Annotated in this window: 10 protein-coding genes, 1 tRNA gene and 1 pseudogene; 5 read left to right on the top strand and 7 right to left on the bottom strand. The window is 52.4% G+C overall.

All coding sequences use genetic code 11. The annotated features are described in order from the left end of the window. Positions 1 to 218 precede the first annotated feature (218 nt). The 3 genes and pseudogenes from MUU51_RS17215 (at position 219) to MUU51_RS17205 (ending at position 2,778) form a co-directional block, all read left to right on the top strand. A tRNA-Asn gene (locus tag MUU51_RS17215) sits at positions 219 to 294 on the top strand. Positions 295 to 458: 164 nt separating this feature from the next. Continuing rightward, positions 459 to 1,722, top strand: a pseudogene (locus tag MUU51_RS17210) (tyrosine-type recombinase/integrase). 162 nt (positions 1,723 to 1,884) lie between these two features. Next, positions 1,885 to 2,778, top strand: a complete 894-nt coding sequence (locus MUU51_RS17205) for a LysR family transcriptional regulator (RefSeq protein WP_258968208.1) — start codon at positions 1,885 to 1,887, stop codon at positions 2,776 to 2,778. Here MUU51_RS17205 and MUU51_RS17200 read toward each other — a convergent pair. The 7 genes from MUU51_RS17200 to MUU51_RS17170 form a co-directional block, all read right to left on the bottom strand. Next, positions 2,744 to 3,637, bottom strand: a complete 894-nt coding sequence (locus MUU51_RS17200; RefSeq protein WP_159775480.1) for a DUF6282 family protein — start codon at positions 3,635 to 3,637, stop codon at positions 2,744 to 2,746. The two genes, MUU51_RS17205 and MUU51_RS17200, sit on opposite strands and share 35 nt — an antisense overlap. Then, entirely contained in the window at positions 3,634 to 4,317 is a 684-nt protein-coding gene (locus MUU51_RS17195) for an RraA family protein (RefSeq protein WP_258968207.1), read from the bottom strand. The genes MUU51_RS17200 and MUU51_RS17195 overlap by 4 nt, the downstream gene beginning before the upstream one ends. Continuing rightward, positions 4,310 to 6,472 (bottom strand): isocitrate/isopropylmalate dehydrogenase family protein, encoded by a 2,163-nt coding sequence (locus tag MUU51_RS17190; RefSeq protein WP_258968206.1) that lies wholly within the window; start codon positions 6,470 to 6,472, stop codon positions 4,310 to 4,312. Before MUU51_RS17190 ends, MUU51_RS17195 begins: the two co-directional genes overlap by 8 nt. Further along, the gene (locus MUU51_RS17185) at positions 6,469 to 7,062 is read right to left on the bottom strand and encodes a hypothetical protein (protein ID WP_200849717.1); all 594 of its coding nucleotides are present in this window, start codon (positions 7,060 to 7,062) and stop codon (positions 6,469 to 6,471) included. The genes MUU51_RS17190 and MUU51_RS17185 overlap by 4 nt, the downstream gene beginning before the upstream one ends. Further along, positions 7,059 to 7,664 carry a hydroxymethylglutaryl-CoA lyase-like TIM-barrel protein gene (locus MUU51_RS17180; RefSeq protein ID WP_258968205.1) on the bottom strand — a complete coding sequence of 202 codons (606 nt, stop codon included), beginning with the start codon at positions 7,662 to 7,664 and terminating at the stop codon, positions 7,059 to 7,061. Before MUU51_RS17180 ends, MUU51_RS17185 begins: the two co-directional genes overlap by 4 nt. Beyond that, positions 7,657 to 8,979 (bottom strand): multidrug effflux MFS transporter, encoded by a 1,323-nt coding sequence (locus MUU51_RS17175; RefSeq protein ID WP_235033691.1) that lies wholly within the window; start codon positions 8,977 to 8,979, stop codon positions 7,657 to 7,659. Before MUU51_RS17175 ends, MUU51_RS17180 begins: the two co-directional genes overlap by 8 nt. 529 nt (positions 8,980 to 9,508) lie before the next feature. Then, entirely contained in the window at positions 9,509 to 10,354 is an 846-nt protein-coding gene (locus tag MUU51_RS17170) for a 5'-methylthioadenosine/S-adenosylhomocysteine nucleosidase (protein ID WP_258968255.1), read from the bottom strand. Between the two features lie 229 nt (positions 10,355 to 10,583). Between MUU51_RS17170 and MUU51_RS17165 the strand changes: the two genes are divergently transcribed. Next, positions 10,584 to 12,038, top strand: a complete 1,455-nt coding sequence (locus MUU51_RS17165) for an AMP nucleosidase (protein ID WP_159775643.1) — start codon at positions 10,584 to 10,586, stop codon at positions 12,036 to 12,038. A 17-nt stretch (positions 12,039 to 12,055) separates the two neighbouring features. After that, positions 12,056 to 13,822, top strand: a complete 1,767-nt coding sequence (locus MUU51_RS17160; RefSeq protein ID WP_258968204.1) for an aminopeptidase P family protein — start codon at positions 12,056 to 12,058, stop codon at positions 13,820 to 13,822. Position 13,823: the final 1 nt, after the last annotated feature.

The raw sequence follows: 13,823 nt of genomic DNA, 5'->3' as shown, positions 1-13,823 counted from the left end.
GAATAAGAGATGCTAATAATTTCGCTGCTTTTAGTAACCCGTCAACAGATTGCGCTACGCCCCATCAGGGGACGAGGTGCACCAACTCAGTGCGCATTGTGCTAATTTCCAGCAATTTTGTGCATTTTGCTGAAATTGTCAGCAATCAAACACAAGGAGCGCATACAAGCTTTGACATGCTGCTCAGGCATCGCTACTATTCGCCCCGTTCACACGATTCCTCTGTAGTTCAGTCGGTAGAACGGCGGACTGTTAATCCGTATGTCACTGGTTCGAGTCCAGTCAGAGGAGCCAGATTTTAGTATTAAGACATCTCAGTGAGTCTTAATGCGTTATAAAAACAAGCACTTAGATTGACCCGGTTGTCCTGGTAAGGATTGCCGGGTTTTTTGACATCTGTAGTTTTGGGGGCTTAATCGGGGGCCTCACGGTTCGTTGAACGAATGGAGCCCCCCGCTATGGCACTCACTGATACCGCTATCCGCAAGCTCAGACCCACAGACAAACCCTTCAAACTCGGCGACAGTGCCGGACTGTACCTGCTTGATCAAACCCAACGGCTCAAAACTCTGGTACATGAAGTACCGTATTGACGGGAAAGAGAAGAAGCTGGCCTTTGGCCCATACCCGGATGTTTCCCTGCTTACGGCGCGCCTGCTCCGTGATGCGGCACGCAGTAAAATGCGTGAAGGGGTCGATCCCGCCGTTGACAAAAAAATCGCACAGCAGAAAAAGAAAAATGGACAGACATTCCGCCAGATCGCCATGAACTGGCATGCCGATCACCGGCGCTGGTCTGAACATTATGCAACGACCATCCGGCGCAGGCTGGAAATGTATATTTTACCGGATATCGGGGACAGATATATCGATCAAATTGCCACGGAGGATCTGCTGTTTACTCTGCGTAAAGTGGAGAACAGAGGCTTTCTGGAGAAAGCCGCACGGCTGAAAAACTACGTCACGGAAATCATGCGCTATGCGGTGAAAAAGCAGTTAATCAAATCAAACCCCGCTTTGGATCTGGACGGTGAATTTACGCCGCCGGAAACACAGCATTACCCAGCCCTGCCGCTTGAGAAACTACCTGAACTGTTATCGCGGATTGACACCTACTCCGGCAGACTGCTGACACAGTACGCGCTTAAGCTGTCGCTACTCTTTTTCGTGCGATCCAGCGAACTGCGCTTTGCCCGCTGGAGTGAAATCGACTGGCAACAGAAGCTCTGGATAATCCCGGAAGAACGGGAGCAGATTGAAAACGTGCGTTTCTCTCACAGTGGCACAAAGATGAAAACGCAGCACATCGTCCCGCTGTCCGATCAGGAAATGGCGATCCTGAAACAGACTGAAGCGCTCTCCGGGCATCTGGCATTTATCTTCCCCGGCGAATACGACCAGGACAAGTGCATGAGCGACAACACCATCAACAAGGCATTGTGTGTGATGGGCTACGACACCCGAAAAGAGATCTGCGGCCACGGCTTCCGGACCATGGCATGCAGCGCACTGAGTGAGTCGGGACTGTGGAGCAAAGAAGCGATTGAAAAACAGATGAGCCATCAGGAAAGAAACAGCGTTCGCGCCGCCTATATCCATAAAGCTGAATATCTGGAGGAGCGGATCGCTATGATGCAGTGGTGGGCGGATTATCTTGATACAAATACTGAGCTGTATGTGTCACCTTATCAGATTGCCGGGAATCTGAAGAAAATATCGTAGCGGGAAAATTCCCACTCGCACTACCTATCCCTGATGGCTACTAAAACTACATTTTATAACATAGTGGTGAGCGAGAGGTTTAGACTTGCTTACAATATCTAAACTCCCCCGATGAAAGGAATAGTGCAAGAATAGATATGTTGAGTATGTCAGGAGGACACGATGCTGGAAAATATGAAAGCATTCAGGATGGTGGTGGAATGTCAGGGATTCCGGGCCGCCGCGATTGCCATGAAACTCTCACCGGCAATGGTAAGCCGCAGAATTGAGAAGCTGGAGTTTGAAGTCAATACACAACTTATCAAGCGTAATTCGCGTCGCATATCCCTTACGGCCGCCGGTGAACAGTTTTATCAGCGCTGTCTGCTGATTATTGATGAGTATGAATCCTGCCTCAGGGACGTGAAAAGTCTCAGTAATGTGGTTAGCGGCAACCTCAAGGTTGGGATCCCCCATTCCATAAGTCATCTGCATGTAATCCCGTGTCTGAAAGCATTCCTTGAACGCTACCCTGACCTTAAGCTGGATATTGTCACCGGAAACCACAGCATGGAACTGTTCAGCCACGGTTTTGATCTAGCGCTACAGTGTGGCCCCCTCCCGGACAGCAACCTGTACTACTCGCTCATTGGTTACTGGCGTAAACATACCTGCCTCTCGCGCGGCTATACGCAGCAGCACGGTATGCCGTCACATCCCGACGAGCTGCACAAGCATACCTGTCTGCTGCACTTTGATAATCACCGACGCTCCTGGAAATTTATGATTGATAACGAATGTACAGAAATTCGGCCTCATTACATCTCCAGGGTCAGCAACAGCCTTGACCTCTGTAACATGGTCCATCAAGGGCTTGGGATTTGTTACCTCCCTGATTTCACCATCAAAGCCGGTATTGAGTCAGGCGAAATTATTACCGTGCTGGAAGAATTTATGCCTCCGCCATTGCCAATGTATGTGGTGCATATCAATCCGCGCCCGTCCCCCAAAGAGCAGGCATTCATTGATTTTATTCGTCCCCTCAATCTGGCGACCGCTCCGGATCCAGCATCCTGAGCGGATTTAACCGGGTCACAGCATCAATTCGCTCCGCACTGAGTCCGCCGGTCTGGAACCAGCGTCGGCTGTCTTCCAGCCATTCACCAATATCCGGCTGAGCGGGCTGACCCAGATCAGAGCTGTAAACCACGTTGTTCACCTGCGTCAGAACATCATACATGTCCTGCGGAGTCTGGTAGCCCAGATACAGCGTCAGCGCGCACTGCTCGACATAGAGCCAGTCGTGTTCTCCCAGCGCGCAGAGTTCTGCCGCCGAAAACTCCGTGATCGGGTTTGCCGGTTGGTTCAACATCAACCGGACGCCGCCAACACGCTCCACGGCTTCAATAAGGCGCAGCGTTTGATCTTTTGAGGTATGCCCAGAAGAAAGCACAATGTCATGATGTCGTGCGAAATGGATTAGTGCCTCAACATCAGGGCGTAACTTACCGTATTCATCGGTCACAGAGAGCGGTTGTCCGGCAAAATAGCGGGCATATTTGTTACTGAAGGTTCTTGAAAGTGTGCTCTTGTGTGTGGTGGAAACCACCGTGGGCAAATGTACCAGCAACCGGGGAGCGCCCTCAAACTGATACTGGCTCAGCGCCTGGCGTACCGTATTAAGGTTCACTCCTCCCGCAGCCGCATTGAGCACCACCGAGCCAAACACAGGCAGAGACATCTCCTGCATGGCTGCCGCCAGCGCACTCACGCTCCCCAGGTGGTTCTTCAACACGACCCCGCCCTGATACCGGGCATACTGCTGCCCGGTTTCAAATGCCGAGTAGCGCCGATGGTAGCTATCCGGACGCGCGTGATAATGCACGTCCAGAAACTGCAGCCGGGATGCCCAGTACGCGAAAAATTGACGGGTCATACGTTATTTTCCCAGGGAACATCATAGCCCAGTTGCTGACGGGCAACGTCCAGCGGTGTGCCGGCATCAATGGCACTGAGGATCTGCCGCTCGGTATTTTCGACATTTTCCGCACGCCGGATCACCTCTTCCAGGTGTTCGCCGGGTATCACCAGCACACCATTGTCGTCGCCAAACACCCAGTCGCCAGGGCAGACTGTCACACCGTGGATATCAAGCGTGCACTGCACCGCTTTTACCCGCGCCCGGTTTTTCCCAGAAACCATATAGATATTGCAGGAGAACAGGGGGTAATCCATCTGGCGAATATCGGTAATATCACGGGCTGAACCATAGATGACAGACCCGGCGATCTTCTTTTGCACCGCTTTAGTGGTGAGAATATTCCCCCAGCTCGTGCAGTCCAGACGCCCACCGTTGTCCACCACAATAACGGCTCTGGCCGGAACCTGATCAATATAGTTACCGGCATTCATGAAGCGATTTTTTTCCGGTGTACAGGCTTCATATTGAACGGTAAAAGCCGGCCCCGCGATTTTCTTTCCGCTGACCTGCGGCTTAATCCCCAACAGCCCCCCCGAAATGTACAGGCTGTCCAGCGCATCAGAGACAGCTGCCGTGTCCAGGGCCAACAGGCGCTCTTTAATCGTTTTTTGGGTTGTCATGATCGTCTCATCCATTTTGCATTGTCAGGGTTTTCAGTACGCACCAGGCCGCATACTCAGGCAGGGTTTGCGCCAGAAGGGCTTTATTCAGGGGAAAGGTCATCTTATGTTTCTTGCCATCCTGATGGCGAACCGACATCGTCATTTGCCCCAACCATGTTTCACTCTCCAGTACGTCGACCAGAGAGGGGTTAACCGCGACGTCGATGCAAAGCACTGGCTCACCTCCCGCCTTTTTTCTGGCCACTGGCAAATAAGATGACAGCTCCACATCGGCCGTCTGCCAGCGGACGTTGCAGGTGTCCTGCAATATCTCACTCGCCTTTTTGTTACGTTTACTCACCAGATACGGACGTAATGCCCGATCCAGACTTTGCCACACCGGAAGTGGTAACGGGCTGTGCTCCGGCGTTTCTATTTGCACAATGACATAGGGACTTTTCCATAAAAAATGCACATCCCACGCCGTCGAAGAGACTAAGGCGCTCACAATTGAACCTACTTCGCTTTCGCTTATACCAATAAGCGTCCAGGAGGATGTAGCCTTTACCGGTTCGCTATGCTCGCGGCCTGATAACAAGTCATCAAGCATGGGCAACGCTTGAGAAGGAGGGCCAGGCAGAACAACCACCAGGCTACTGGCTATACTGGTGTAAAAACCGGGGGCAGTACCGGACGGATTATCCAGAACGCTAGCGCCGTCTGGAAATCTGGCCTGTTGACGGTTAGACGGATCGTTTTTCACCCCGAACGCCCTGAGCTGCGCCTGAATAGTGGCCCAGACATCCTCATCATAAATCAAGGGCCTGCCGAGAGACTGTGCCACCGCCTCGCGGGTTTTATCGTCGGAGGTGGGGCCAAGTCCGCCGCAAATGACAATGAGATCGTCCTGCCCTATACGCGAGGTGATCAGGGCGCTTATCTGGGCAATATTGTCCGCGCAGGACGCCTGAAATCTCACCTGATGCTGCGCCGCCTCAAGCCGCTGGCTGATGTGCAACTGATTGCTGTTCGGGTATTGCCCGGACAACAGTTCATCACCGATGGTGATCACGCTGGCCGTTTTCCCGAGCGTCGGGTGAAGCAGCTCCCGGATGATGGCCTGCGCCATTTCCTGTGTGGATGCCGTCCCTCCCAAATCGTAGGTAGCCACTTTCCCGTCCCGGACCACCCGGTCAACCGCGTGTTGAAGTTTTTCGGCTTGTAACTCAAAGCCCAGATACTCCAGCATCAGTGCAATGGTGTAAAACATGGCACACGGGTTGGCTTTCCCCTGTCCTGCCATCCCTGGCGCGCTGCCATGTACCGGCTCAAAGTAGGCAACATGGCTGCCAATATTGGCGCTTGGTGCAAGGCCTAAACCGCCCATCACCCCTGCGGCTAAGTCGGACAAAATATCCCCAAACATATTTTCTGCGACAATCACGCCGAACTCATGGGGCTTACGCACCAGCCAGAGGGCAATAGCATCGACATTATGGATATCTGCCGTGATCTCAGGAAAATGCGCAGCCACCTCATGGAATATGTTCCCCGCAAAGTGACCACTCTCGCGCATCACATTGGGTTTATCGGCAAATGTGACGCGGGTAAAGTGGTGCTTGCGGGCATACTCAAAGGCCGTCTGAAACAGGCGCTCCAGCCCATACCGGGTTTGCAGACGAACCGTCCAGGCAGCCTCTTCCAGGCCATACTTGTTCAGATTAGGATGCTTCAGCCAGTCGGAAACCGCCGGTCTAACCCCTTTAAAATCCATCCCGGCGTACAAACCTTCGGTATTTTCCCGAATCACGCAGCAGCGAAAAGGACGTCGATCGCCTGCGACATATTTCACCGGGCGGGTATTGGCGAACAACCCCAGTTTCTGGCGGAGTTGGATCACCGGCGAAACATACTCGATACCTTTCAGCTGGAGAGGCAGAGGTAAAGCCTGCTGCGCCTGCGCTTTACCTTTACTGGTTATTGCACCAAGCAGCACCGCATCTGCCCCGGCGATTTTTTCCCAGGTTTGATCTGGTACGGGGTTTCCCTCCCGCGTCCAGCATGCCCAGCCAATCTCGCCAAAAGTGAGCGTAATGGGAAGATCCATAGCACTGATAACAGGTAGCGCAGCCTCGCAAACCTCCAGACCAATTCCATCACCCGGTAAAACCAGCACATTTTTTTTCATAGTGTGTCGACCCATTCATTAAGTAAGGCATTCATCGCTGCGGGATTGTCATTCCATGGGCGCATACCCGCTTTCGGGATGCGCCTGTAGAGGTGTGTCGGTTGAGTGCTATGGGTTTGGTTTTCCCAGGACGCCAGCTGTGATTTATCCCCCACGATGGCAAGGTATTTCCCGTTATAGCGAGCAATCGCAGCGCGAGCGTCCATGTTCAGTAGCAAGGCAAATCCGGTCAACATCCGCTGAATGGCAGATGCTTTCGCCGCGTCAGGCAACGTGAAACGCCCCTCCTGGGCGGCTTGCCCTTCAGGGACAACGAATTGATGCAGAACGTCCACCGCATGCTCAACCTCGCCCTTCTCCAGCAGCGAAACAAGCTCGCCCAGACGCTTGTTGAGTTGTTCATCCGCAAAACCCGGCGCACTGACAGATATCACACCACTGAGGCCGTGCAGGTGCGGAGCCAACAGCTGGACTAACGTGCCCGCCATGGCGAACCCCACCAGCAGATAGGGAGACTGGAACCGGGCATTCAGTGCCTGGCAGAGTGCCTCAACCGCCCTCTCTGGCGAGGCATCCTGAATCAGGGTCAACGTATCAAAAACGGTGGGTTGTCATGCGCGTGAAAACCCACGTCCACACGCGTGGTGCATTTAAGGACGTTGATCAGCCGCGATGTCTGTTCCGGGCGTAAGCTACCATTTGAATCGGCGATACAGATAATATCGGCCCCGGCTTTTTCGCATTGTGCAGCCACATCAATAAGCGTATTGATATTAATTTGGCTGGCACGGGTAAAATTCATACTCACACGTAACCCACTCATTTTGGCAAATTCGCATAATGCCAATGCCGGTTGTGGATTATCTGTTTTAATACAGATCCTGAGCAGACTCACACCGTGCATTTTCATACGAACCACATCATCGTGATTAATATTATGCGGATGGGCAATCACCACTAATTTAGCATCCGGCACAGCATTGTGGATCTCCTGAATATATTCATCGGGTGACACCCCCGTAATACCAATATCAGGAATCGGCTTAAAAGACCCGTTCCGATAACCTATTTCAATCCACTCAACGCCGCTTTCCACTAGCGCCTGAACATGTTTAATCGCGTAGTCTGTCGGAAAGTGAAAACCATTCTGATAACCACCATCCCGTAATGTGACATCGATATTATTAATCATTGATCTTACTCTCCTTGTTAGAGACAAATTGCATAAATGAAGATTGACCCAACACATAAATGAGAAAACCGAATACACACACACATGCGATGATCAGGGCGGTCATTCCTGGTGCATGGGCGGACAGTTTGCCAATTAAAAAAGTGGCGATGGCAGCACTCCCGAGTTGCAGTGCTCCCATCACACCAGATGCCGTCCCGGAGGCCTGCGGATGGGCGGCAATGGCTGATGCCGTCCCCAACGGCAGCAAAAAGCCGTTGCCAAAGGTCAGAATGGAAATAGCGATAATCGTCGTCGGCAGGGGAAATGGACTCACATACATCTGCAAGGCAAAAATAATCCCCCCCAGCACAAAAATGCGGTATCCCTGACGGATCGTATCTTCAATACCCTCGCGCCTTGAACGCCTTTTGGCCGTCAAATTTCCGGAGACATAACTGGCGGAGAGCAGAATATATGTATAGCCCACATAGGCTGGGGAAAGCCCCAGTTTCGCAAGCATAAACGGCGACTCGACGATATAGGCAAAATAAGCTGCATAGGCAAAACAGGGAATGGCAGCATAAAAAAGAAAGGTTGGGTTTCGCACGACATCAACGGTATTTTTTGTTGCTGTCAGTACACTTAGTTTTTGTCTTTTTTCTACCGGCAATGTCTCACGGAGTGCCGTAAAGCAGAGAACCAGCGTGGCCAGGATAAAGAGGGTTAAAAAGATAAAACATGCCCGCCAGCCGAAATGCTGAGTCAAAATCCCGCCGATCATCGGCGCAATCGCAGGTGACATCCCCACAAACGGAAAGATGACTAGGTAGAGCTGCGCAGATGATTTTTTATCCATCATATCGTTAATGATCGCCCGACTGATGGTAATACCAGCGCATGAGCCGATCCCCTGCAATAATCTTAAACCCAGCAATTCATTAATGTGCGTCGTATAAATCACACTGACAGTGGAAATCAGCCATATCAGTAACCCTCCGATTAATGTTTTTTTCCTCCCAAGGCTATCACTCAATGGGCCATAGATAAGTTGCGAAAATGCCACACCAAATAAAAATACCGCAATTGCGTCCTGTATTTGCGCTTCAGTCACTTTATAAAACAATCGCATTTCACCAAGCGCGGGTAAAAATATGTCGGTGGAAATCAACCCACCAACAGAGAGGCATGTAACTAACACCATGAGAGATATCTGAATTTTTTTATTCATCATCATTTCAACAATAATTCTTGAGTAACTTAAATCTAGCGAAAAGCGATCGAAATGAATATGGAAAATAATCAAACAGACTGTTGCATATAAGTAAACAAACAATCTTCAGTTGTATCCTGGCTAAGTAAATATATAAATTTTTATGATAATAGCTCCAACTCATTGATAATTATGTTTAGTCAGATATTGCCCCGTAACTTTGTCATGCAGTTTCATTGTTTATGGCACGTTTTCAATTAGAAGGTTATCAGGCTGGTTAAACGTTTTATAGGAGGAGTTCTGATAACTAAGGTGACGTAAAATGTCCTGTTTATGGGCAGGCAGAATAGATTAATAAATATAGTCTGGATGGTATCGCCTTGGCGTAAACTATCATGGTCAACATTTCCATTCATAATATTTATCGTAAAAGGTACATTCATGTTGATAGCAATAGCTTTAATGACCCGACCCAGGAACTTGGCCAACAACATTATCTGGCCGGGATCTCAAAAAATGCATGGAACTAAAATGGGTCTATTTACAAACTGAACGGGCTTTTTGCTTTTTGGCTATCGGTCGGTTGCTGTCTACGGTCTTCAAAAGCAAAAGGCGCCCGAAAGCGCCTTTGATGGTGTGGAAGCCGCTTAACTCAGCGTGTCTTCGTTTTGGCGATATACGCCTTGACCACCTGATAAACATAATCCTGACAGGCCAGCCCTGTTTGCGGGTCATAGGCTCCCTGATTGGTAATATTGTTCGACAGGATCCGGATCCCCACAAACGGAATATTAAAGGCCGCGGAAATCTGCGCCGCGGAGGCGGTCTCCATCTCTTCGACGGAAGTCTGATAGTTGCTGTGGAATGCATGGATGCGGTCCAGTTCGCTGTTCCACATATCGGCTGACCCGATAACCCCTTCCACGACGTTCCCCTTCTTGTAGCTCTCTTTCACGCTTTCCGCCACGGAGAGAAGCTGTGCGTCTGCCGGGAATTTACGGATCGTATGCGGGGTTTTATCCTCACCTGCACTCCCCTTCGAGGCCAATAGATCCATCGGTTTCCATTGGAGTGAATCGCTTCCCTCACCCGGCTGCTTATGCGGTGATTTAAACGCCCCGAGATTGACGGAATATTTTCCTAATACAATGTCATACACCTTCAGTGCCGGATCGTGCCCACCAGCGGTACCCTGGTTAATGATAGCCACCGGGTGAAACTGCGTCGCAGCAATTGCCGTGGCTGCAGAGGCATTAGACATCCCTTTCAGGGTCTCGGAAACCACGACCGGATAACCATCAACCGTACCGCGCCAGAAGCGCCAACCACCAATATCAAGCTCTTGTGGATTGTCAAGCCGTTGGGCGAAACGCTCTGCTTCAACGGGCATAGCCCCCTGAATCACAATCGGCCCTGTGACACGCTGCTGAGCCAAACTTAACGAAGAGACTACCATGCAGCACGCTGCCACGGACATCGCGATTGTCTTATTATTCATCATCACCACTTCCCTATTAAAAGCAAACGATTACCTTAACTAAAATCAAACCGTTAAGAAATATTTTTCTGCGTCACTACGGGTTCGTTATGGCAGTTTGATATCCCAGGGGGCAACGATATTGTTTTTTAGAATGCCCTTATTCTTCAGTTTTTTCCGCTGGCTTTTGTTTCACATTCCTGTGACATACTATCGGGTAACACCGCAGAGCTGAATGAAGGAGCGAATGATGAATAATAAGGGTGCCGGTCTGACCCCGGAACAAGCGCTGGAACAACTCGATGCGCTCTACAACCAATCGGTAACTGCGTTGCGTGAAGCCATTGGCCGCTTTATTAACGATAACGTTCTGCCTGACAATGAACAGCGTGCGAAAGGGCTATTCGTTTACCCCGCGCTGTCCGTTTCCTGGGATGGCGAAGCGCACAATGCGCTGAAAACCCGAGCCTGGGGCCGTTTTACTCACGCCGGTTGTTACACCACAACCATCACCCAGCCCACGCTATTCAGACATTATCTGCAGGAACAGCTGACCTCGCTGTATCAGGATTACGGCGCACATATCACTGTTGAGCTGTCGCAGCATGAAATTCCCTATCCTTACGTGATTGATGGCTCCACGCTGACGCTGGATCGCTCGATGAGTGCGGGCCTGACTCGCCACTTCCCGACTACCGACCTGGCGCAGATTGGCGATGAAACCGCAGATGGTCTGTTCCATCCAACCGAACAATACCCGCTGTCGCATTTCGATGCCCGCCGTGTGGATTTCTCACTCGCCCGACTGCGCCACTACACCGGCACGCCGGTCGAACATTTCCAGCCGTTCGTGCTGTTCACCAACTACACCCGCTATGTGGATGAATTTGTCCGCTGGGGATGCAGCCAAATTCTCGACCCGGACAGCCCGTATGTCGCCCTTTCCTGCGCCGGCGGCGTGTGGATCACCGCCGATACCGAAGCGCCGGAAACCGCCGTGTCCGATCTGGCGTGGAAAAAGCACCAGATGCCCGCCTGGCACCTGATTACCAAAGACGGTCAGGGCATTACGCTGATTAACATCGGTGTTGGCCCGGCAAACGCCAAAAACATCTGTGACCATCTGGCGGTACTGCGCCCGGACGTGTGGCTGATGATTGGCCACTGCGGCGGCCTGCGTGAGAGTCAGACCATTGGCGATTACGTACTGGCCCACGCATATCTGCGTGACGACCACGTTCTCGATGCCGTTCTGCCGCCGGACATTCCGATTCCGAGCATCGCCGAAGTGCAGCGCGCGCTGTATGACGCCACCAAGCAGGTCAGCGGCATGCCCGGCGAAGAAGTTAAACACCGTCTGCGCACCGGCACCGTCGTCACCACCGATGACCGCAACTGGGAGCTGCGCTACTCCGCCTCCGCGCTGCGTTTTAACCTCAGCCGCGCGGTTGCCATCGATATGGAAAGCGCCACCATCGCCGCGCAGGGTTACCGCTTCCGGGTGCCCTACGGCACGCTGCTGTGCGTGTCGGACAAACCGCTGCACGGCGAGATTAAACTGCCGGGCCAGGCGAACCGCTTCTATGAAGGGGCCATTTCCGAGCATCTGCAGATAGGCATTCGCGCCATCGATCTGCTCCGCGCGGAAGGCGACAAACTGCATTCGCGTAAGCTGCGCACCTTCAACGAACCGCCGTTCCGTTAAATATCAGGATAATGACAATGCAACCGACATCACCTCTTTCTGCCTTGCGCACTTACCTTCGCACGCAAGCGCTGGATGGCATGATTGTGCCGCGTGCCGATGCGTGGCAGAGCGAATACGCGGCGCCGCATGATGACAAACTGGCGTGGCTGACCGGATTTACCGGCTCTGCGGGCATGGCGCTGGTGCTACAGGACCGCGCGCTGATTCTGGTAGATGGCCGATATCAGGTCCAGGTCCGCAATGAAGTCGATTTGCAGGTCTGGGAAATCCATCACCTGCATAATGAACCGCTGGAGACGCATCTGCCTGCCGGAAGCCGCATTGGATTTGATCCGATGCTGATGGTGAACGGTCAGTTTGACGCCCTGAGCGCCACCGGGTGCAAACTCGTGCCGCTGGCCGACGATCCGTTCGCCACCCTCTGGCATGACCGCCCCGCTACGCCAAATGGTGCCATCCGCGAAATGCCGTTAAGCGTAGCGGGCGAAAGCAGCGACGATAAGCGCGCGCGTATCGCTGCGATTCTGGATACTCACGACGCGGATTATCTCGCCGTGACCCAACCGGACAATATCGCCTGGCTGCTGAATGTGCGTGGATCCGATATCGCCACCAGCCCGGTGCCACTGTCCTTCCTTTTATTAAGCCGCAACCGGGATGTGGAATGGTTTGTCGATGCCGGAAAAGCGTCCGGTTTACCACAGACTCTGCTCTCCGGCCTGACGCTGTCACCAATGGACCAACTGGTGCCACGCTGCCAGCAGATTGCTGACGGGAAGCGTATTCAGCTTGATGCCGACAGTGCGCCGGTTGCGCTGCGTTTTGCCGTAGAACAGCACGGCGGAGAGGTGCGCTGGGCCGCCGACCCGATCACGCTGATTAAAGCGACCAAGAACAGTGTCGAGCTGGAAGGCTATCGCGACAGCCACCAAAAAGACGGTGCCGCGTGGGTGAATTTTCTCGCCTGGCTAGCGCACGAAGTTCCGGCGCGTCTCGCAGCGGGCAAACCGTTAACCGAGCTGGAAGCGCAGGCCAAACAGCTCACCTTCCGCGAGCAGCAGGAAAACTTTATCGAGTCGAGTTTTGACACGATTTCTGCCGCGGGGGCAAACGCCGCGATGTGTCATTACCACTCCAGCGAAGCCACCAACACCGCGATCACTGCCGACAGCTTCTATCTGAACGATTCTGGCGGTCAGTACCATAACGGCACCACCGATGCCACACGAACCCTGGCATTTGGCCCGTTAGATCCGCAGCGTAAATTACACTACACCGCGGTACTGAAAGGTTTTTTATCGTTAATTACTTTGCAGTTCCCTGCGGGCAGCTTTGGGCATCAGATCGATGCGTTTGCACGTCGTCATCTGTGGGAATTGGGGATTGATTTCGATCACGGTACCGGGCACGGCGTTGGGCATCAGTTACTGATCCACGAAGCCCCGCATCGTATTGCGAAAAAGGTCAACCTGTGGCCGCTGACAGCGGGCAACATCATGACCATCGAGCCGGGGTATTATCTGGAAGGTGAATACGGGATCCGCATTGAAAATCAGGTTGAAGTTGTCGATTCACTGCCAGGCTTCTGCCGTTTCGCCTCATTGACAATGATCCCCATCGATCTGAGCCAGGTCGAACTCAATCAGCTCACCGATCAGGAAAAACAGTGGCTGGACGATTACCACCAACAGGTGCGTGAAGTCCTTTCTCCACGCGTCGACAGCGATGCCCGTCCGTGGTTGTTCGCCGCAACGGCCCCGGTTCGGGTGCTGGTGAGTTAAG

The sequence above is a fragment of the Scandinavium manionii genome (assembly GCF_024764775.1).
In the GTDB taxonomy this organism is placed as follows: Bacteria; Pseudomonadota; Gammaproteobacteria; order Enterobacterales; family Enterobacteriaceae; genus Scandinavium; species Scandinavium manionii.
This window is presented reverse-complemented; position numbering and strand designations above follow the sequence as displayed.